Origin of the sequence: Arthrobacter sp. YA7-1, assembly GCF_025960325.1 — a bacterium.
GTDB classification, from domain to species: domain Bacteria; phylum Actinomycetota; class Actinomycetes; order Actinomycetales; family Micrococcaceae; genus Arthrobacter; species Arthrobacter bambusae_A.
In genome coordinates, this window is sequence record NZ_CP110114.1 from 845,744 (window position 1) to 865,717 (window position 19,974).

Sequence of the window (19,974 nt, forward strand, 5' to 3'; positions counted from 1 at the left end):
GCCTACTTGGCGGTCGGCACGCGGCGGAGCACGACGGCGGAGAGGACTGCCGCCCCCGCCATCAGAACCAGCCCGATCGCTGCCGTGATGTGGACCCCCGATTCAAAGGCCGCACGCGCCGCGGTGCTCAGGGAGTCGCCCAATGGCTGGGGCAGGGTAGATGCGGTGTCCATGGCGCCGGCGAGCGTCTCCCGCGAGCGTTCTGCGGCGTGGGCCGACAGTTCGACCGGAAGCAGCAAATGGTGTTGGTAGGAGGCTGTCAGGATGGAGCCGAGCACGGCTGTGCCCAGCAGTGATCCGAGTTCGTAGCCCGTTTCCGAGATCGCCGATGCCGCGCCTGCCTTGTCGGCAGGAACCGCGCCGAGGATCAGGTCGTTGGAGATGGTCTCCGCCGAGCCAACCCCGATGGCCAGCAGCAGGAGCGCCGTCAAAAGGTACCCCGGCCCCTGGCTGTGGTTTCCCAGGGCGGCCACGAGGTATCCCACCGCGCTCAGCGCCAATCCCGATGCCACCACCAGGCCAGGGCGGATCCGCTTGAGCAAGGGGACCACCACCAGTCCTGCCACAATCGTGGCAAGTAGGGCGGGAACCATCGCGATCCCTGCCTGCATGGGGGATTGGCCCTCCACCAGTTGCAAGTGCTGGGCGAAGAAGTAGATGAATCCCGTCATGGAGAACAGGGACAGGACGTTGGCCGTAATGGCCGTGCTGAAGACCTTGTTCCGGAAAAGCTGAACGTCCAACATGGGCGATGCCAACGAGCCCTGCCTCCGGACGAAGACAATTCCCATAGCCAGGCCGAACACCATGAAGGCCGCGGGACCCGGGCCGAACCCGTGCACGGCGGCCTCCTTGATGCCGTAAACCATCGGGGCCATGGTCAGGATGGACAGCACCACGCTGGGAACGTCGGGCTTGCCCGGGTTGCGGTCCTTCGACTCGGGAATCAAGGACGGACCGAACGCGAGCAGGGGAAGCAACAGCGGCACGGCGACCAGGAACACGGTTCCCCACCAGAAATGCTCCACGAGCCAACCGCCAAAGATCGGACCGAGCGCGGCTCCGCCGGAGAATCCCGCGGCCCACACGGCAACCGCGAGCCGGCGGCGGTTCGGGTCCGGGAAGATGTTGCGGATCAACGACAGTGTGGACGGCATGAGCATGGCTCCGAAGATGCCCATGCTGGCACGTCCTGCAATGAGCCATTCAACCGATGGGGCGAAGGCCGTGGCCGCGGAAACGGCCGCGAAGCCCGTGCTGCCGATCAGCAGCAAGCGACGGCGGCCGATCCGGTCACCCAGGTTTCCCATGGACACCAACAGTGCCGCGAGCACCAACGGATAGGCATCCACCACCCATAGCAGCTGCACGCCACCGACTTCCAGCGACCGGGCGATTTGCGGCAGGGCAAATGTCAGCGCCGTATTGTCCACAGCCACCAGCAGCACGGGGAACATCAGGAGTGCCAGGGCAGCCCAGTCGCGCCACGGGGCGATGTGGATCGAAGGGGTACGGGGGTGCTGGGTTGAGGACGGGGTGAACATGAATATAACTGTACCGTCTGGACGGTATAGTTTCAATTTGCCGCATCGAACTGCCGCATCGAACTAAGGGATGATGGACACCATGCCGCGAAAACCTATTGCCCGGGACGCTGTCCTGGATGCTTTTGAAGCCCTGCTGATCGAGGTGGGGGAGCGGGCTGCCACCCTGGACGCCGTCGCCAAGCGCGCAGGCGTCTCCAAGGGCGGTTTGCTCTACCATTTCCCCAACAAGGAAGCCATGATCAGCTCCTTGCTCGAGCGCATGGACGGGCTGGCCGCGCTGGACATCGAGGCGATGAAGGCAGCTCCGGAAGGTGCTGCCGCGTTCTTCATCAAGTCCTCGCTCTGGGCCGACACGCCCTTGGACCGCGTGTTTGTGGCAGCCACGCGCCTCGCGGAAGTAGCCCATGAAGAAACCCGCAGGCGCTTCGCGGGAATCCAGCAACAATGGCTCGATGTGCTGGCCGAGGAAGTCGGGCCTGAAATGGCCAAAGCCGTCCGGTATATGGGCGATGGACTCTACTTCAACGCAATGCTCGAAGGCGGCGCCGGTGATACGGAAGTCAAGGCCAGCGCGAGGAGCGCCGACGTCGGTGCGCTGCTGGCCGCCGTCGAACGCCTCCGTACCTGAGTGGCCACCCAACTGACTCGCATTAGGTGTCGTTTTGAGGCTCCAAAACGACAACAAGTGCCAGTCAGTTGGGAAAGTCGGGCTGCTAGGTAACCCTATTTGCGGACGCGGGCAGTCCATAGGACAATTGGTAGTTGTGGCAGCCGTCACCGGCAACCACAGTCGATTCACACAATTGAATACGCCTTTGATCTGCGGCGGGAGAGTCCTGCAGGCATGTGATGCAGGCGCCGTAGGAGCAAATCCTCCCCAGGAATCTCTCAGGCCCACGCACCGCCGCGGCAAGGCAACTCTGGAAAGCAGCACGCTGACGCGCGCTCACCGACGGTGCAAGCGGACAGTGCCATAAGCACGTTTCGCGGAAACTCTCAGGTCCAATACAGAGCGGGGAGGAATCCGATTAGCTGTGGCGTACCTTGCGCCGCCTTATAAATGGAGTTCCTTCGTGACGGTTAGTTCAACCTCCACCGCGTTCGTTGACCGGCATATCGGCGCCCGCCGCCAGGCCGACATTGACATCATGCTCAAGTCTGTTGGTTACGACAGTGTCGATTCGCTTGTGGACACCGCGGTTCCCAAAGACATCCGCCAGGACGTCGCGCTGACGCTCCAGGACGCCCTGAGCGAGGTCGAGGTCCTGGCTGAGCTGCGCAGGCTGGCTTCCAAGAACAAGACGGCCGTGCAGATGATCGGCCAGGGCTATTACGACACGGTCACTCCGCCGGTGATCCGCCGCAACATCCTCGAATCCCCGGCCTGGTACACGGCGTACACCCCGTACCAGCCGGAGATTTCCCAGGGCCGCCTCGAGGCGCTGCTGAATTTCCAGACCATGGTCCAGGATCTGGTGGGCCTGCCCATCGCCAACGCTTCCCTCCTTGATGAAGCCACGGCCGTGGCCGAGGCGGTCCTGATGATGCGCCGGGCGAACAAGAACAAGACGGCCCACGACGGCAAGACGGTGCTGGATGCCGACTGCCTCCCGCAGACCATCGCCATCGTGAAGGGCCGCGCCGAGGCGCTGGGCTTCGAGGTGGAGATCGCTGACCTGTCCCAGGGCCTGCCCGAGGGCGAGATCAACGGCATCGTGCTGCAGCAGCCGGGCGCTTCCGGCCGGGTGTTCGACCACTCGGGCGTGATCGCCGCCGCCAAGGAACGCGGCGCCCTGGTCACGGTTGCTGCGGACCTGCTGGCCCTGACCTTGATCACGCCTCCGGGCGAGCAGGGCGCCGACATCGCCGTCGGCTCCACCCAGCGCTTCGGCGTGCCGTTGTTCTTCGGCGGCCCGCACGCCGCGTACATGGCCGTCCAGAAGGGCCTGGAGCGCTCGATGCCGGGCCGCTTGGTGGGCGTTTCCAAGGACGACGCCGGCACTCCCGCCTACCGCCTGGCGCTGCAGACCCGTGAGCAGCACATCCGCCGCGAGAAGGCCACGTCCAACATCTGCACCGCGCAGGCACTGCTGGCCATCGTCTCCTCGATGTACGCCGTGTACCACGGCCCCGAGGGCCTGAAGGCGATCGCCGAGACCGCCCACCACCACGCCCGCACCCTGGCTGCTTCCTTGAAGGCCGCGGGCCTTGAGGTCCTGCACGGCAGCTTCTTCGACACCGTCACCGTCCGCGTCCCGGGCAAGGCTGCCGGGATCGTCGCAGCCGCGGAGGCCAAGGGCATCAACCTGCGCGGCATCGACGCCGACACTGTGGGCGTCTCGGTTGACGAGACCACAACGACGGCGGTTGTCGGCGGTGTCCTTGATGCGTTTGGTGCTTCACTCACCGAAGCCAATGAGGGCTTCGTCCTGGAGGCCGCGGTCGAGCGGTCTTCGGACTACCTGCAGCACCCGGTGTTCAACACGCACCGTTCCGAAACCCAGTTGCTGCGCTACATCCGCAAGCTCTCGGACCGGGACCTGGCGCTGGACCGCACCATGATCCCGCTGGGTTCGTGCACGATGAAGCTGAACGCCACTGCCGAGATGGAAGCGATCTCCTGGCCTGAATTCGCCTCGATCCACCCCTTCGCCCCGGATTCCCAGACCACGGGCTGGCGTGAACTCATCACGGACCTGGAATCCCAGCTGAGCGAGATCACCGGGTACGACCAGGTCTCCATCCAGCCCAACGCCGGTTCCCAGGGCGAGCTCGCTGGCCTGCTGGCGATCCGCGGCTACCACCACTCCCGCGGCGAGGCCCAGCGCAACGTCTGCCTCATCCCGGCCTCGGCCCACGGCACCAACGCAGCCTCGGCCGTGCTGGCCGGCATGAAGGTGGTGGTGGTGGCCACCGCTGCCGATGGCACCATCGACCACGCGGACCTGCAAGCCAAGATCGACGCCAACAAGGACGTCCTCTCGGCCATCATGATCACCTACCCCTCCACGCACGGCGTGTACGACGCGGACGTGCGCGAGGTCTGCGACTCCGTGCACGCAGCCGGCGGCCAGGTGTACATCGACGGCGCCAACCTCAACGCCCTGGTCGGCCTGGCCCAGCCGGGCAAGTTCGGCGGCGACGTGTCCCACCTGAACCTGCACAAGACCTTCTGCATCCCGCACGGCGGCGGAGGACCCGGCGTGGGCCCGGTCGCGGCCAAGGCGCACCTGGCCCCCTTCATGCCCGGCAATGCCGCGGCCTGGACCGAAGGCAACGACGTGCCCATCTCGGCTTCACGCTTCGGCTCCGCCGGCGTCCTGCCGATTTCCTGGGCCTACGTGAAGCTCATGGGCGGCGAAGGCCTCACCGAGGCCACGAAGTCCGCGCTGCTTGCCGCGAACTACATCGCCTCCCGCCTGAACGAGTACTTCCCCGTCCTCTACACCGGCGAAGGCGGACTCGTGGCCCACGAGTGCATCCTGGACCTGCGCGAACTGACCGCCAAGACCGGCGTCACCGCCGAGGACGTGGCCAAGCGCCTCATCGACTACGGTTTCCACGCACCCACCCTGGCGTTCCCGGTCGCGGGCACGCTGATGGTGGAGCCCACCGAATCCGAGGACCTCGGGGAGATCGACCGCTTCATCGAAGCCATGATCACCATCCGCAAGGAAATCGACCAGGTCGCCCACGGCGACTTCACGGTGGAGAGTAGCCCGCTGCGCCACGCACCGCACACGGCGGCCGCCGTCGTCTCCTCCGACTGGAACCGCGAGTACTCCCGCGAGCAGGCCGTCTTCCCGGTCCATCACCTCAAGCAGGACAAGTACTTCCCGCCCGTTGGCCGCATCGACGGCGCCGCAGGCGACCGCAACCTGGTCTGCTCCTGCCCTCCGATCGAAGCCTTCGAGAACTAAAGGACTCCTCACGATGACTGAGAACTACACTGCGCTCTACGAAGAGCACAAGAAGCTCGGCGCTTCCTTCACCGATTTCGGTGGCTGGCAGATGCCCCTGAAGTACTCCTCCGAACTGGCCGAGCACCACGCCGTTCGCGAGTCCGCGGGCCTGTTCGACCTTTCCCATATGGGCGAAGTCTGGGTCACCGGCCCCGAAGCCGCGGCTTTCCTGGACTACGCCCTCGTGGGCAAGATCTCCGCCATGTCGATCGGCAAGGCCAAGTACTCGCTGATCTGCCAGGAAGACGGCGGCATCATCGACGACCTCATCACCTACCGCCGCGGCGACTCCACCTTCCTGGTGGTCCCGAACGCGGGCAACGCCAAGGTTGTTGCCGAGGCTTTGGCACAGCGGGCAGCCAACTTCGACGTCGTGGTGGAGGACGTCTCCGCGGCAACCTCGCTGATCGCCGTCCAGGGCCCCAAAGCGGAAGAAATCCTCCTCCGCCTCGTCCCTGCCGCACAGCACTCCCTCGTCACCGGGCTCAAGTACTACGCCGCCGTCGAGGTGCCCTTCACCTTCGCCGGGAACACGACGGAACTGCTGCTCGCCCGCACCGGCTACACCGGCGAGGACGGCTTCGAAATCTTCGTGGACAATGATGCCGCTGCCGCCCTCTGGCAAGCAATCGCAGCAGTTGCCCAGGACGGCGAGCTGATCCCCGCCGGACTGGCCTCCCGTGACTCCCTGCGCCTGGAAGCGGGCATGCCGCTCTACGGCAACGAACTCTCCCGCGAAGGCAACCCCTTCTCGGCAGGCCTGGGCCCCGTTGTCTCCCTCGCCAAGGAAAGCGACTTCGTGGGCCGTGCTGCCCTGGAAGCCCTCAAGGCTGAGGGCGCCGGTTCCACCAGCGGCCGCAAGCTGGTCGGTCTCAAGGGCCTCGGCCGCCGCGCCGGCCGCAGCCACTACCCGGTCCTCAAGGACGGCGTCGTGGTCGGCGAAGTCACCTCCGGCCAGCCCAGCCCCACCCTCGGCTACCCCGTCGCGTTGGCCTATGTCGACGTCGAACACACCGAACCCGGCACGGCCCTTGACGTCGACCTGCGCGGCAAGGCCGAGCCGTTCGAAGTTGTCGCACTGCCTTTCTACAAGCGAGTCAAGTAAGTTTCGGATGCTGTCCCGGCGGGTTGGGTGACCGTGGTTGCGTTAGCCCGTCGGGTCCGACATCCTCTGCATGCTCGGTCGCGAAGACGCCCGCTGAGCGGACGTGTCGCTCCCTTAGACGCATGCTGCCGGATGCCGGCACCCGATGGGGCAGTGCAGCTCACCTCGGGTTCAGCTTCAATCCGGCGCCTTTGGCTCATTTTCGAAAGCCAAAGGTGCTGGATGATAGGCCACCTGCCGCAGCTTGGGCTCGCGGGAACCACGGATCACCGACTAAAACCGAAAGGGCCAGCGTTCTTTTCCGGTACGGTTGGCCCCGAAAACTGAACTGACGAATAACGGGTGACGGGATTCCGGCAGCGTGCGTCCAAGCGAGGAACGAGCGAGCACGCCGAGGAATTCCGTTATCCGCCACCCAACCCGACCACAACTGTTTTCTTAGACCAACGCAAAGGAAAAAACATGGCAAAAGTTGCACCTGAACTCCAGTACTCCGACGAGCACGAATGGGTTGCCCGCGAAGCCGGCAATCTTGTGTCTGTTGGCATCTCCGCCGTGGCCACCGATGCCCTCGGCGACATCGTGTACGTTGACTTGCCCGAGGTCGGTTCCGCTGTGACTGCGGGGCAGACCTGCGGCGAGGTGGAGTCCACGAAGTCCGTTTCGGACCTGTACTCCCCGGTCACGGGCGAGGTCACGGAAGTCAACCCCGCCGTCGTCGACGATCCCGCACTGATCAACAACGATCCGTACGGTGCGGGCTGGCTCTTCAAGGTGGCCGCCGAGTCCGACGGTCCGCTGCTTTCCGCAGAGGAATACGCTTCCAAGAACGGTGGCGAGCTGTGAGCGCCGCGAGCGGAACCGCGCGCACCGAGAACATTGCGTTCGAGCAGGTTGTTTCGCCGAGCCTGGATACGGTGTTGTCCGAGCTGGATCCGGAGATCGCGGCGAAGATCGACGACGAGCTGAACCGTCAGCGTTCGGGCCTGGAAATGATTGCCTCGGAGAACCACACCGCCGTGGCTGTCATGCAGGCGCAGGGTTCGGTGCTGACCAACAAGTATGCCGAGGGTTACCCGGGCAAGCGCTACTACGGTGGTTGCGAGCACGTGGATGTCATCGAGCAGTTGGCTATCGACCGGGTGAAGGCCCTGTTCGGTGCAGAGTACGCGAACGTGCAGCCGCACTCCGGCGCCCAGGCCAACGCCTCGGTGATGCACGCCCTCATCAAGCCGGGCGACACCATCATGGGCCTGAACCTGGCGCACGGCGGGCACTTGACCCACGGCATGCGGATCAACTTCTCCGGACGCCTGTACAACGTCATCCCCTACCAGGTCCGCGAAGAGGACCACCGGATCGACATGGCCGAAGTGGAGCGCCTGGCGCTCGAGCACAAGCCGGCACTGATCGTGGCCGGATGGTCCGCCTACGCGCGCCAGCTGGACTTCGCCGAGTTCCGCCGGATCGCCGACCTCGTGGGCGCGTACCTCATGGTGGACATGGCGCACTTCGCCGGCCTGGTGGCCGCCGGGCTGCACCCGTCCCCGGTCCCGCACGCGCACGTCACGACGTCCACGACGCACAAGACCCTCGCCGGTCCGCGCGGCGGCATCATCCTCTCCAACGACGCCGACATCGCCAAGAAGATCAACTCCGCGGTCTTCCCGGGCCAGCAGGGCGGACCGTTGGAGCACGTGATCGCCGGCAAGGCCGTGGCCTTCAAGATCGCCGGGTCGGAAGAGTTCAAGGAACGCCAGGAACGCGTGTTGGCCGGTGCCCGGATCCTGGCCGAGCGACTCGTCCAGCCCGACGTCACAGCCAAGGGCATCAACGTGATCTCCGGCGGCACCGACGTGCACCTGGTGCTCGTGGACCTGCGCAACTGCGAACTCAACGGCCAGGAAGCCGAGGACCGCCTCGCCGCGATCGACATCACCGTCAACCGCAACGCGGTTCCGTTCGACCCGCGCCCGCCGATGGTGACCTCCGGCCTGCGGATCGGCACCCCGGCACTGGCAACCCGCGGCTTCGGTGAAGCGGCGTTCCGCGAAGTTGCGGACATCATCGCCGAAGCACTGATCGCCGACGCCGACGCCGACCTCTCCGGCCTGCGTCACCGCGTGGAGGCACTCGCCGCCGCGCACCCGCTCTACCCCGGCGTCGCGAACCTCAGCTGAGGTTCTCTTTTGGCTGTTGGTTCCGGCGAACCTGTCGGAACCAACAGCCCGTCGGGGCCGGCATCCTCTGCGGGCTCGGTCGCGAAGACGCCCGCTGGGCGGACGTTTCCGCGACCGAATGGGCCCACGCCGTCCGGGTTCCCTGACCGAGCTTGCGAGGTTAGGGGGACGGCGGGGACGCCCGCTGCCGGATGTCGGTCCCGAAGGGGCCGCGCTGCTCACCTCCCCACCGTCCCCGACCACAACTAACTAAGGAAACCGACATGGCTGTTGGCGTCTTCGATCTTTTCTCTATTGGGATTGGTCCTTCGAGTTCGCATACCGTGGGGCCGATGCGGGCTGCTGCGGTCTTTGCGGGCGAGCTGAAGGCTTCGGGAAAGCTGGACCGGGTGACGTCCCTGCGCGTTGACCTGTATGGTTCCCTGGCTGCTACGGGCCGGGGGCACGGCACCATGACCGCGGTGCTGCTGGGCTTGGAGGGCTACCACCCCGAGCAGATCCTCCCCGAGGAAGTGGAGGAACGGCTTGCTTCGATCGCGGAGACCGGCCAGCTGAACCTTGGCGGCGCCGTCGAGCCCGAATCCGGGGTATCCCTGCCGTATGGGGAAGCGGACATGATCCTGCACCCCCTCACGGTCCTTCCCCGGCATACGAACGGTATGAAGTTCTCCGTGTCCGATGCCGACGGCGAGGTCCTGCACGAGGCGACGTTCTTCTCCGTGGGCGGTGGCTTCATTGTCCGCGAAGGCGAAGAGGACGCAGCCCAGAAGGAACTGGAGGAGTCCAAGAAGGAACTTCCGCTGCCCTTCCGCACTGCCGCCGAGCTGATGGGACGCTGCTCCTCCAAGGGACTCGGCATTTCGGACATCATGTTCATCAACGAACGGGCTTCCCGGACCGAAGAGGAAATCCGCGAAGGCCTGCTCCACATCTGGTCCGTCATGGAGGGCTGCGTCGAAACCAGCCTCAAGCGCGAAGGCGTGCTGCCCGGCGGGCTGAAGGTCCGCCGTCGGGCCCCCGACTGGCACGAGCGGCTCTTGAAGGAAACAAAAGACCAGGACCCTGACTACCGGGATCCGAAGTACTGGCAGGAATGGGTGAACCTGATCGCCCTGGCCGTGAACGAGGAAAACGCCTCGGGCGGCCGCGTTGTCACCGCGCCCACGAACGGCGCCGCCGGCATCATCCCCGCCGTGCTGTACTACGCCCTGCATTTCGCCCCCGGAATGGACAAGGCCACACAACAGGACCGCGACGACGTCGTGGTGAAGTTCCTGCTTGCCGCGGGCGCCGTCGGAGTGCTCTACAAGGAGCAGGCCTCGATCTCCGGCGCCGAAGTGGGCTGCCAGGGCGAGGTCGGCTCCGCTTCCTCGATGGCCGCCGCCGGCTTGGCCGAAGTCATGGGCGGCTCCCCGGGACAGGTGGAGAACGCGGCCGAGATCGCGATGGAACACAACCTGGGCCTCACCTGCGACCCGATCGGCGGACTCGTGCAGATTCCGTGCATCGAACGCAACGCGATCGCCGCGGCGAAGGCCATCAACGCCGCGAAGATGGCGCTCTGGGGGGACGGCACCCACCGCGTTTCCCTGGACGAGGTCATCGTGACCATGCGCGAAACCGGCAAGGACATGTCCTCCAAATACAAGGAAACCGCCATGGGCGGCCTCGCCGTCAACGTCGTGGAGTGCTGACGACCGCTTCCTGATGGTCGACGCGGCGGGTACCGGACGGCCAGGCCGGGCCCAGCAGTGCCGCGGATGCCATAGCGGCGAATACCGACCACAAGCTGTTGCTGCGGCCGGCGGAGAGCGGCGGAATGGGGCGGTAGACGATCATCGGATCCTCCTGGTTCAGGTGTTGTTATGACTACTCTCCGCCGCCGGATTAGTTGTGGACTTTGGAGAACCTTTGCCCCGGCTGTGAGGCCCGGATCTGCCATCCACGGCCAGGCGTTGAAGCCGGCCATTCCCTAGCCCTCCGTGGTGGCCGATAGACTTGGAGCTGAACGCCTGCGCCGCACACCGGTGCCTGCTGCCTCACGAACGCAACTGATTGGACACGGCCCCCTTGCGAGAATTTACCGCACGCTTTGCCACCGCCGAGGAAATCGAACACTGGGACAAACACGTCACAGCCAACCCCAACGGCGGCAACCTCCTCCAATCCGAGGCCTTCGCGGACTTGAAGCAACACTTCGGCTGGAAGCCCCTGCATCTCGTCTACGAGACCGAGGACTACAGCAGCTACAACCTGGTCCTGGAGAAGTCGTTCCCGCTGCTCGGCAAGCTCTGGTACCTCATCAAGGGCCCCGATGTTGCCGGCGTCGAGGACATTCCAGGGATCATCAAAGCCAACCGCGAATTCGTGAAGCGGGACAAGCTCGGCGTCTTCGCAGTGAAAATCGAGCCGGACATCGTCCTCAGCAGCGAAGCCCGGGACGCGATCGAAGCCACCGGAGTGGTCAAGACCCCCAACCTGCAGCCGAACGACTCCACAGCCCTGCTGGACATCTCTCCCGAGGAGAACCAGCTACTGCGCAACCTGCATTCCCGCGGCCGCAACGCCGTCCGCCGGGCCATCCGCGAAGGGGTTGAAGTCCACACCATGGAACCCACGGAAGAGAACTTCCGCTCCATGTATGCGCTGATGACCAACACCGTCGAGGCGAAGTCCCAAGTGCGGGTCCGCGAATTCGGGTACTATCGCCAGTTCTGGACCAACTTCATCGAACGTGGCCAGGGCAGGCTCTTGTTTGTCTTTGAAAACGGTGTCCCCTCGGTCGGAGCCTTCGTCATCAACTATGGCCGGAAGGGCACCTACAAGGACGGCGGATCGCTGCAGAAGCGCGCGCAGTACGGCGATTCGCACCTGGTTCAGTGGACCGCCATCAACCAGGTCAAGGAACTGGGTTGCACGGAGTACGATTTCTGCGGCACTCCTCCCGCTGACCGGCTCAAAGACACTTCGCATCCGTTCCACGGGCTTGGCTTGTTCAAGACCAGCTTCAGCAAGGCCGTCACCGACTTTGTCGGCTGCTACGACCAAGTCATCAGCCCGCTGAAGTACAAGCTCTGGACCGCGGCCGGGGAGCGTATAGCGCGGCAGGTCTACACCCGCCGCACTGGTCAACAGTTCTACTAGGCCAGCAGTTCCACCAGGATCTCAACGCCACCCCGGCTACCCGCATGTGCATGCCATCGTATTTGGAGGAACCACGCCCTTTGGAGGAACACCCGCTTGACTGACCGCCCCGACAACAGGCCCAACACCGACGGCCTGCCCAAGACGCAGCCGCTGAAGCCATCCCAGGTGCGCCAGAATGTCAACGCAAAGCGCATGCTTCGCAGGCTCGTGCAGGGCGAGAACCCACCCACCGCCCCTATGAGCATCGTCGATCGACTGGCAGGCAGTCCCTACGCCAACCCCATCATCCATGTGGGCGGCGTTGACGCTTCGGCCCGCAAGACCATCGACTTCGCGCTGCACATGGCAGAATCCATGTTTCGGTACGGAGCCGGGGCCCTCGAAGTCGAGACCAGCATCATCGCAGTCACGGCCGCGCTCGGGTTGAAGAACATCGAAGTGGACATCACCAACCAGTCAGTCCAGATCAACTACGCACCCAAGGAGCAGACCCCTCTGACCCTGCTCCGCGTCGTTCGTTCCTGGACCAACAACTACGCAGGTTTGGCCCAGGTGCACCAACTCGTCACGGACATCGTGGCCGGCGGGGTGGGCAGGGCCGAGGCCGTGCGGCGGCTGGATGACATCATCCGCAGCAGCAAGCCCTTCCCGCGGTGGATGGTCACCATGGCATTCGGCGTCTTCGCCGCTGTCTTCGTCGGGGTCCTCGGCGGGGGACTGGGAGCGTCCGCCCTGGCTTTCGTCTCCAACATGCTCGTCAACCTCGTGGCCCGCCAATTGGGCAAGTGGCGCACGCCTGACTTCTTCGTGACAGCCGCTGGCTCCTTCCTGGTCACGTTCATCGCGCTCATGCTCCACTGGGCCGGGGCGGACATCCCGCCGTCGATCGTCGTGGCAGGTGGCATCCTCTTGCTGTTGCCAACGGGCCGGCTCGTCTCCTCGGTGCAAGATGCCATCAACGGATTCCCCGTGACTGCGGCCGGACGTTTCCTGTCCACCATCCTGACCTTCGGCGCGATCGTTGCGGGGATCGCCGTCGCAGTGGTTGTGGGTGACCTCATCGGCAGCGTCGCGATCGACGTCACGCAAACATTCCCCGAAGCGTATCCATTGTGGGGCCAGGCCATCCTGATCGCCATCGGGGTGATTGCCATCGGCATCACCGAACAGACCCTCCTCAAGCTTCTGCTCCCGACGGCGGCAGTGGGCTTGGTGGGTTACTTCGTCTTGTGGGGGGCTTCAAACCTCGGCTTTGGAGACCGGCTCTCGCCGGCGATTTCCGCCGTCGTCATCGGTCTGCTCGCCCGCATGGTCGCCCTCAGGCTGGGGGCCCCGCAGTTGGTGGTGGCCGTCCCGGCCGCCCTCATCTTGCTCCCCGGCCTGAAGATATTCCGTTCCATGTATGTGTTGACCGTGCAGGAAGCGGACGTCTTGCTCGGTTCGGGCGGCATGCTCAACGCCGGGGCAATCGTGCTGGGCGTGGCCGCGGGAATTGTCCTGGGCGACAACCTTGCCCGTCCGCTGACAAAGGGCCTTGCCAGCAACGAGCGACGCCGCGTCCGCAGGCGCTAAGCTGCGCCCTAGATCTGCCCGATCGGGAGTTTCTTCTCTGCCTGGAAATCGTCCTCGACGCGCCCCTGGGCCCAGTATCCAGAGAGCGATACCTGGGAACGCTCGAGCCCACGCTGCTTGAAGAAGATGTCCCGCAGTCCCTTCATGTAACCGCGTTCACCATGCGCAAACACGTCGACGCGGCCGGGCAGCCACTCCGCTTCGCCCAAGGCATCAAGCAGGATCGAGCTGGATCCGGCCGGGACTCCGGAGCGAAGGAGCCAACGCAGCTCCACGCCGTCGGGGGCCGCTATGGCAAGGATGTCGGCGTCGCTATCGACTTCGAGGAAAGCCAGGCCCTTGGCGTCGGCCGGCAGGGATTCGATTGCTGCGGCGATCGCCGGGAGCGCGGCGTCGTCGCCCGCGAAAAGGTACCAGTCGGCGTCGGGTGCCGGGTTGTAGGCGCCGCCGGGTCCTGTGAAAACAAGCGTGTCGCCCGGCTGGGCCGCCAGGGCCCACGGACCCGCAAGGCCCTCGTCGCCGTGGACCACAAAATCAATGGCCAATTCCTGCGCGGCCTGGTCCACCCAGCGGACGGTGTAGGTGCGGGTGTAAGGCCACTGTTCGCGCGGCATGGTCTCGCGGATGGCCCAGAGATCCAGAGGCAGCTCGTAGTCGACGCCGGGCTGCGGGAAGACGATCTTCACATACCGGTCCACGAAGCCGTTGTTCGCGTAGCCGGCAAAACCGGGTCCACCCGCAATGATGCGCACCATGTGGGGCGAAAGCTGTTCCGTGCGCAGGACAGTCAGGTTCACTTGGGGGCGGGTATTCCGGGATGCAGACGACGTCGCAGGCAAAGATGTCATGTAGGCAAGCCTAAGCTAAGGCAGTGGTGGAAGTTCCCAGATGACGGGATCCGCGCCTTGCCTGCGGAGCAGCTCGTTGGCCCGGCTGAACGGGCGCGAACCGAAGAAGCCCCGCGACGCGGAGAGCGGGCTGGGGTGCGCGGAGGAGATCACGGGGGCGCCTTCAAGGAGGGGCTGGACGGCTTCAGCGTCCTTGCCCCACAGGATCGCGACCAGCGGACTCTGCAGCCCGGCAGCATTGGTGCGGCGGGCGACGGCGGTGACCGCCGCCGTCGTGATGGCCTCCCAGCCTTTGCCCCGGTGCGAGCCGGCCGCACCGGCAGCGACGCTCAGCACCCTGTTCAGGAGAAGTACCCCTTGGTCCGTCCAGGCCGAAAGATCTCCGTGCACCCGCTGCGGGAGCCCGAGGTCGGACTCCATCTCCCGGTAGATGTTCGAAAGGCTGCGGGGGATGGGCCGGGTTTGTCCGGAAACCGCGAAAGCGAGCCCGACGGCGTGTCCCGGCGTCGGGTAGGGGTCCTGGCCGAGGATCAGCACTTTGACGTCGGCCAGTGGCTGCCGGAATGCGCGAAGGATGTTCGACGCGGCAGGCAGTACCTGGGTTCCGCGGCTGGCCTCGCCCGCCACGAAGGCCAGCGCCGAGCGCAACTCGTCCTCGACGCCGGAGAGCGCGTCGGCCCAGTCCGGCGCCATCAGGTCCTCCAAGGCCATCCCCGGGAGTGCTTCGAACCCGGCGGAGCGGTCCTCGGATTCAAGCTCAAATAACGCTTCTTCGCCTGCCACCCAGCCATTCTCCCTGTCGTGGGGCATCTGGGGAAAGCGGGCCCTCGGGAGTTCCTCCCGCGGCGGGGCAAATGACATCCGTGTTATTCGCCCGGTATCATGGGTGGGGGACATTTTTCAGTCAATGCGTCGAAGGAGTGTGTCGTGGCAGAACCCGCACGGGAACCCATGGCGTCCGAAGCAACTGGATTGGTGCTCGAAGACCTGTCCGCCGGACTCCGCAGCGATTCGCCGCTCGGCGAGCGTGAACAGCAGATGCTCGCCCTGGAGAGGCAGTGGTGGAAGTACGCCGGGGCCAAGGAACAGGCCGTCCGGGAACTCTTCGATCTGTCCGCGACCCACTATTACCAGCTCCTCAACGCCCTCATCGACACCGAGGAAGCACTGGCGCACGATCCCATGCTGGTCAAGAGATTGCGTAGACTACGTATGTCACGTCAGAGGGCCCGCACAGCGCGCCGTCTCGGTTCCGACGCATAAAGCATCCGCTGATACCCCAGCAAGCAAGCAGCAAGGACAAGGCTTCACCATGACCAAATTTGCCCGGGATGAATTCGACCGTGTCCCGCAGAGCTCATCGCGCCAAGGTGTCCACAGGCTCGTCGCGTCCGCTTCCCGCGCAGCCTTGTGGCCGGTGCTGCTCCTGGGCGGCATTGCGCTGGCTGTCGGCCTCGTGGCGTTCCTCGTCCTTCCGAAGCTGGGATTCACCTCATCGACGACGCCGCAAGCCGTCGCCACGGCGGGCGCCTCGAAGCCAAGTGCCGCGGCGTCGCCCTCTGCGAGCAGCATGCCGTCTCCAAGTAGCTCTGTGCAGGCATCCGGGCAACCAAGCCCGAGCGATACTCCCTCCAGCACGCCGACCCCCACCACGGCGCCCTTGGACAAGACCGCGGTAGTCGCGGTCTACAACGGCACCACCACCGGTGGACTGGCTGCCCGTGTGGCCGGCATGGTGCAAGGCGGGGGATGGCCGTTGTCCACCGTCGCCAACTGGGGCGGCATGCCCCAGCAGACGTCGTCGGTCTTCTACAAAGGCGCGGCCCAGAAGGGCAACGCCGAAGCGCTCGGCAAATTGCTGGGTATCTCCAACCTGGTGGACAGCGCCGAGTTCCAGCAGCCCGTAGTTGTCATTCTGGGCCCCGGTTACAAGTAGGAACTCGGTTACGCCTCAATAACATTGCGGCTACCCGCACCCAAGGTTGCGCTACGGCAACGTGACTGTGGTTACAGTAGTTGTGAGCTGGCCCGGAGATCCCGGAAGCCGGCCACAGCTAGTTGAAAGTGTGGGGATCATGGCTTTGGGAACCGTCAAATGGTTCAATGCCGAAAAGGGCTACGGATTCATCACCGTGGATGAATCCGGTGACGATATCTTTGTGCATTGGTCCGCCATCCAGATGGATGGCTTCCGTGCGCTCGAAGAAGGACAAAGGGTCGACTTCGAATTGGGCGAGGGCCAGAAGGGCCCCCAGGCAGAAAGCGTGCGGCTTATCTAGTGGGTGTTGCGGCAACAGGGCTGTCCCTGCCTCTTGGGGTGCGCCGGTCCCGGGTATCGTTGGCAGCACCTCTCCTTGCAGGTTTTGCAGCCTTGGCCGTTGGACTGGCCGGGTGTTCCGCCCCCGTTGGCAACGCCAGGCTCAGCTCCGTCACTCCGAGCGGCGACGGCGTCCTGCGCGTCGGCGTGATTCTGGACAATACGGGTAGTTCCGCCTTCCTCAACGAGTCCGAGCTGGCAGCGGCCAAATTGGCCGTCAAGCAGATCAACGACTCCGGCGGCTACAAGAACCGCCCGGTCGAGTTGCTCCCGGAATCCGCGGCCGGCGAAGGCATCAGCGCCAGCCAAGGGGCCAGCGCGGCGGCCTTCACGGCCGATACAGCCACGCAAGCCAAGGCTTTGCTTTCGGCCCACGCCGACGTCGTTGTGGGGCCGACGGATTCGAGCCATGCACCCGCCGCCATCGATGTGCTGGCTCCTGCCCGGATTCCGCTCATCTCGCCGGCCAACACGGCGTCGGGGCTGAGCAGCTACAAGAACGGCGGTTTCTACTTCCGCACCTCGGCCGCTGATGCCGCACAGGGGAGCGTCTTGGCGAAGCTTGCCCACGACGGCGGCGCCAAGAGGATTTCCGTCCTCCACGAATCCGGGGACTACGGCACTCGTGTTTCCGGAGCGGTCATGGACGCTGCCCGCAGCCTCGGAATGGAGGCAGTGACCAACACGGAATTCGCGGCCGGCAAAGCAGCTCCCGCCGCGGCGGGCATCAAGTCCGGCACTCCTGACGCCGTCGTCGTGGTTGCCCGTGATGGCGCCCAAGGCGCCCTGGCCGAGCTCTTGAACGCGGGGTTGAGCGGCAAGAACCTGATCTTGAGCGACGGTGCCATCCGCCAATACGGAACCGCGCTGGGAGCCGGTGGCCTCGACGGCGCGCGGGGAATTCTTCCAGGCGTCTTCCCGAGTGCGGAGTTCCAGGCGGACCTGACCGGCATCGACCCCAAACTCAAGGACACAACGTACGCGGCCGAAACGTACGACGCCGTCACCCTCGCGGCGCTCGCGGCCGCGGCGGCGGGCGACGACGCCGGCGGTTCGATCGCAGCCTGGCTCACCACCGTGTCCGGCGGGACACGTCCGACGTCGGGTGATGCGGCAACGAAGGAACGCACGTCCTGTACGTCATACAAGGACTGCCTCGAGGTGCTGAAGGGGGCCAAGCTTCCGGATTACGACGGCGAGTCCGGCACCATCGGGTTCGACGCCAATGGCGACGTTACATCGTCCAATTACATGGTCTTCACCTACGGTGCAGACAACACTGCGCGGGTGAGTGGCAAGGAGACCGCCTCGCGGACTCCGTGATCGGCTTGTGCCCGTAGCGAATTCCCCTGGCGTGGCGAGCAGTTTCCCTCGCTTGCTGCTTGCACTCTCCTCGGGTGAGTGCTAATTATTGATTAGCACTCTCAAGCACTGACTGCTAATTCTTCACGGCTCCGGCCGTCTGGAAACACTGGCGGTGTTTGGGGGAACAAAGAAAACCTTGCTGGGGTGAGATCCCGAGCGCGCGGCGTACAGAGGCCGAACGCGAAGGATCGTCCGTCGCGGGCACCGCAGTGAAGGCACCTTCTTAACGACTGTCCCGAAAGGACTACCGCCGTTATGGCCAAGATCATTGCATTTGATGAAGAGGCACGCCGCGGTCTCGAGCGGGGTCTGAACATCCTCGCCGACGCCGTCAAGGTCACCCTCGGCCCGCGTGGACGCAACGTCGTCCTCGAAAAGAAGTGGGGCGCCCCCACGATCACCAACGATGGTGTTTCCATCGCCAAGGAGATCGAGCTGGACGATCCCTACGAGAAGATCGGCGCCGAGCTGGTCAAGGAAGTTGCCAAGAAGACTGACGACGTCGCTGGCGACGGCACCACCACCGCCACCGTCCTGGCCCAGGCCCTCGTCAAGGAAGGCCTGCGCAACGTAGCTGCCGGCGCCGACCCGCTGTCCCTCAAGCGCGGCATCGAGAAGGCTGTTGAAGCCGTCATCCGCGAACTGCTGGCCTCGGCCAAGGAGATCGAGACCAAGGAAGAGATCGCAGCCACGGCTTCCATCTCTGCCGGCGACACCGAAATCGGTAACCTCATTGCTGAAGCCCTGGACAAGGTCGGCAAGGAAGGCGTCATCACGGTCGAGGAGTCCAACACCTTCGGCCTGGAGCTTGAACTCACCGAGGGCATGCGCTTCGACAAGGGTTACATCTCCGCTTACTTCGTCACCGACGCAGAGCGCCAGGAAACGGTCCTCGAAGACCCGTACATCCTGATCGTCAACTCCAAGATCTCCAACGTGAAGGAACTCGTTGCGGTCCTGGAGAAGGTCATGCAGTCCAACAAGCCGCTGCTGATCATCGCCGAAGACATCGAGGGCGAGGCCCTGGCCACCCTGATCGTCAACAAGATCCGTGGCACCTTCAAGTCCGTTGCCGTCAAGGCTCCGGGCTTCGGTGACCGCCGTAAGGCACAGCTCGCCGACATCGCGATCCTCACCGGCGGCCAGGTCATCTCTTCGGAGGTCGGCCTCAGCCTCGAGAACGCAACCCTCGAACTGCTCGGCAACGCCCGCAAGGTTGTTGTCACCAAGGACGAGACCACCATCGTCGAAGGTGCCGGCGACGCCGACGCCATCGCCGGCCGCGTGGCACAGATCCGTGCCGAGATCGAGAACTCCGATTCCGACTACGACCGTGAGAAGCTGCAGGAGCGCCTGGCCAAGCTGGCCGGCGGCGTTGCAGTCATCAAGGCCGGTGCCGCAACCGAGGTAGAGCTCAAGGAGCGCAAGCACCGCATTGAGGACGCAGTCCGCAACGCGAAGGCTGCCGTTGAAGAAGGCATCGTCGCCGGTGGTGGCGTTGCCCTCATCCAGGCCGGTGCCAAGGCATTCGCCAACCTGCAGCTCGAAGGCGACGAAGCAACGGGCGCCAACATCGTCCGCGTTGCCATCGACGCTCCGCTCAAGCAGATCGCCCACAACGCCGGCCTCGAGCCGGGCGTTGTCATCGACAAGGTCCGCGGCCTGCCGTCGGGCCACGGCCTGAACGCCGCAACCGGCGTTTACGAGGACCTGCTGGCTGCCGGCGTCAACGACCCCGTAAAGGTCACCCGCTCGGCTCTCCAGAACGCAGCCTCCATCGCTGGTCTGTTCCTGACCACCGAGGCCGTTGTTGCCGACAAGCCGGAGAAGAACGCTCCGGCCATGGGTGGCGGCGACGACATGGGCGGCATGGGCGGCTTCTAAGCCCCCGCTGTAGCTCACCAGCCACACGCACGACGACGGTTCCCGCC

Annotated in this window: 17 protein-coding genes and 1 riboswitch; of the genes, 13 read left to right on the forward strand and 4 right to left on the reverse strand. The window is 64.8% G+C overall.

Translation table 11 applies throughout. From position 1 onward, the window contains the following. Positions 1-2: 2 nt before the first annotated feature. Positions 3-1,544, reverse strand: coding sequence for an MFS transporter (locus OIT41_RS04045; protein ID WP_241708140.1), 1,542 nt, complete (start codon positions 1,542-1,544; stop codon positions 3-5). A gap of 82 nt (positions 1,545-1,626) precedes the next feature. On the opposite strand from OIT41_RS04045, the gene OIT41_RS04050 reads away from it, so the two are divergent. The 6 genes from OIT41_RS04050 to OIT41_RS04075 all read left to right on the forward strand — a co-directional run bounded on the left by OIT41_RS04050 (position 1,627) and on the right by OIT41_RS04075 (position 10,488). Next, positions 1,627-2,175 (forward strand): TetR/AcrR family transcriptional regulator, encoded by a 549-nt coding sequence (locus OIT41_RS04050; RefSeq protein ID WP_078106300.1) that lies wholly within the window; start codon positions 1,627-1,629, stop codon positions 2,173-2,175. Between the two features lie 188 nt (positions 2,176-2,363). Continuing rightward, a riboswitch (glycine riboswitch) is annotated at positions 2,364-2,461 on the forward strand. 159 nt (positions 2,462-2,620) lie between these two features. After that, positions 2,621-5,467 carry an aminomethyl-transferring glycine dehydrogenase gene (gene gcvP / locus OIT41_RS04055; protein ID WP_241708141.1) on the forward strand — a complete coding sequence of 949 codons (2,847 nt, stop codon included), beginning with the start codon at positions 2,621-2,623 and terminating at the stop codon, positions 5,465-5,467. 13 nt (positions 5,468-5,480) lie between these two features. Next, positions 5,481-6,614 carry a glycine cleavage system aminomethyltransferase GcvT gene (gcvT, locus tag OIT41_RS04060; protein ID WP_241708142.1) on the forward strand — a complete coding sequence of 378 codons (1,134 nt, stop codon included), beginning with the start codon at positions 5,481-5,483 and terminating at the stop codon, positions 6,612-6,614. Between the two features lie 462 nt (positions 6,615-7,076). After that, positions 7,077-7,460 (forward strand): glycine cleavage system protein GcvH, encoded by a 384-nt coding sequence (gene gcvH / locus OIT41_RS04065; protein ID WP_241708143.1) that lies wholly within the window; start codon positions 7,077-7,079, stop codon positions 7,458-7,460. After that, positions 7,457-8,794 carry a serine hydroxymethyltransferase gene (gene glyA, locus OIT41_RS04070; RefSeq protein ID WP_308196779.1) on the forward strand — a complete coding sequence of 446 codons (1,338 nt, stop codon included), beginning with the start codon at positions 7,457-7,459 and terminating at the stop codon, positions 8,792-8,794. The genes gcvH and glyA overlap by 4 nt, the downstream gene beginning before the upstream one ends. A 263-nt stretch (positions 8,795-9,057) precedes the next feature. Continuing rightward, complete coding sequence (locus OIT41_RS04075) at positions 9,058-10,488, forward strand: L-serine ammonia-lyase (protein ID WP_241708144.1); 1,431 nt, start codon at positions 9,058-9,060, stop codon at positions 10,486-10,488. On the opposite strand, the gene OIT41_RS04080 is transcribed toward OIT41_RS04075, so the two are convergent. Continuing rightward, the gene (locus OIT41_RS04080) at positions 10,469-10,633 is read right to left on the reverse strand and encodes a hypothetical protein (RefSeq protein WP_171983419.1); all 165 of its coding nucleotides are present in this window, start codon (positions 10,631-10,633) and stop codon (positions 10,469-10,471) included. The two genes, OIT41_RS04075 and OIT41_RS04080, sit on opposite strands and share 20 nt — an antisense overlap. Before the next feature lie 231 nt (positions 10,634-10,864). Between OIT41_RS04080 and OIT41_RS04085 the strand changes: the two genes are divergently transcribed. Continuing rightward, a complete protein-coding gene (locus OIT41_RS04085) occupies positions 10,865-11,938 on the forward strand; it encodes a lipid II:glycine glycyltransferase FemX (protein WP_241708145.1) in 1,074 nt (357 codons plus the stop codon). A gap of 96 nt (positions 11,939-12,034) precedes the next feature. Then, positions 12,035-13,513 (forward strand): threonine/serine ThrE exporter family protein, encoded by a 1,479-nt coding sequence (locus OIT41_RS04090; protein ID WP_241708146.1) that lies wholly within the window; start codon positions 12,035-12,037, stop codon positions 13,511-13,513. A gap of 8 nt (positions 13,514-13,521) precedes the next feature. On the opposite strand, the gene OIT41_RS04095 is transcribed toward OIT41_RS04090, so the two are convergent. Then, the gene (locus OIT41_RS04095; protein WP_241708147.1) at positions 13,522-14,361 is read right to left on the reverse strand and encodes a siderophore-interacting protein; all 840 of its coding nucleotides are present in this window, start codon (positions 14,359-14,361) and stop codon (positions 13,522-13,524) included. 15 nt (positions 14,362-14,376) lie between these two features. After that, positions 14,377-15,171, reverse strand: coding sequence for a uracil-DNA glycosylase (locus OIT41_RS04100; protein WP_242598640.1), 795 nt, complete (start codon positions 15,169-15,171; stop codon positions 14,377-14,379). Positions 15,172-15,288: 117 nt separating this feature from the next. On the opposite strand from OIT41_RS04100, the gene OIT41_RS04105 reads away from it, so the two are divergent. The 5 genes from OIT41_RS04105 (at position 15,289) to groL (ending at position 19,927) form a co-directional block, all read left to right on the forward strand. After that, a complete protein-coding gene (locus OIT41_RS04105; RefSeq protein ID WP_059388211.1) occupies positions 15,289-15,624 on the forward strand; it encodes a DUF3263 domain-containing protein in 336 nt (111 codons plus the stop codon). 49 nt (positions 15,625-15,673) lie between these two features. Then, a complete protein-coding gene (locus OIT41_RS04110; protein ID WP_241708149.1) occupies positions 15,674-16,297 on the forward strand; it encodes a LytR C-terminal domain-containing protein in 624 nt (207 codons plus the stop codon). 139 nt (positions 16,298-16,436) lie between these two features. Then, a complete protein-coding gene (locus OIT41_RS04115; RefSeq protein WP_059388209.1) occupies positions 16,437-16,640 on the forward strand; it encodes a cold-shock protein in 204 nt (67 codons plus the stop codon). Between the two features lie 92 nt (positions 16,641-16,732). Beyond that, positions 16,733-18,001, forward strand: a complete 1,269-nt coding sequence (locus OIT41_RS04120; protein WP_241708150.1) for an ABC transporter substrate-binding protein — start codon at positions 16,733-16,735, stop codon at positions 17,999-18,001. Between the two features lie 297 nt (positions 18,002-18,298). Next, positions 18,299-19,927 carry a chaperonin GroEL gene (gene groL / locus OIT41_RS04125; protein WP_078106281.1) on the forward strand — a complete coding sequence of 543 codons (1,629 nt, stop codon included), beginning with the start codon at positions 18,299-18,301 and terminating at the stop codon, positions 19,925-19,927. Positions 19,928-19,974: the final 47 nt, after the last annotated feature.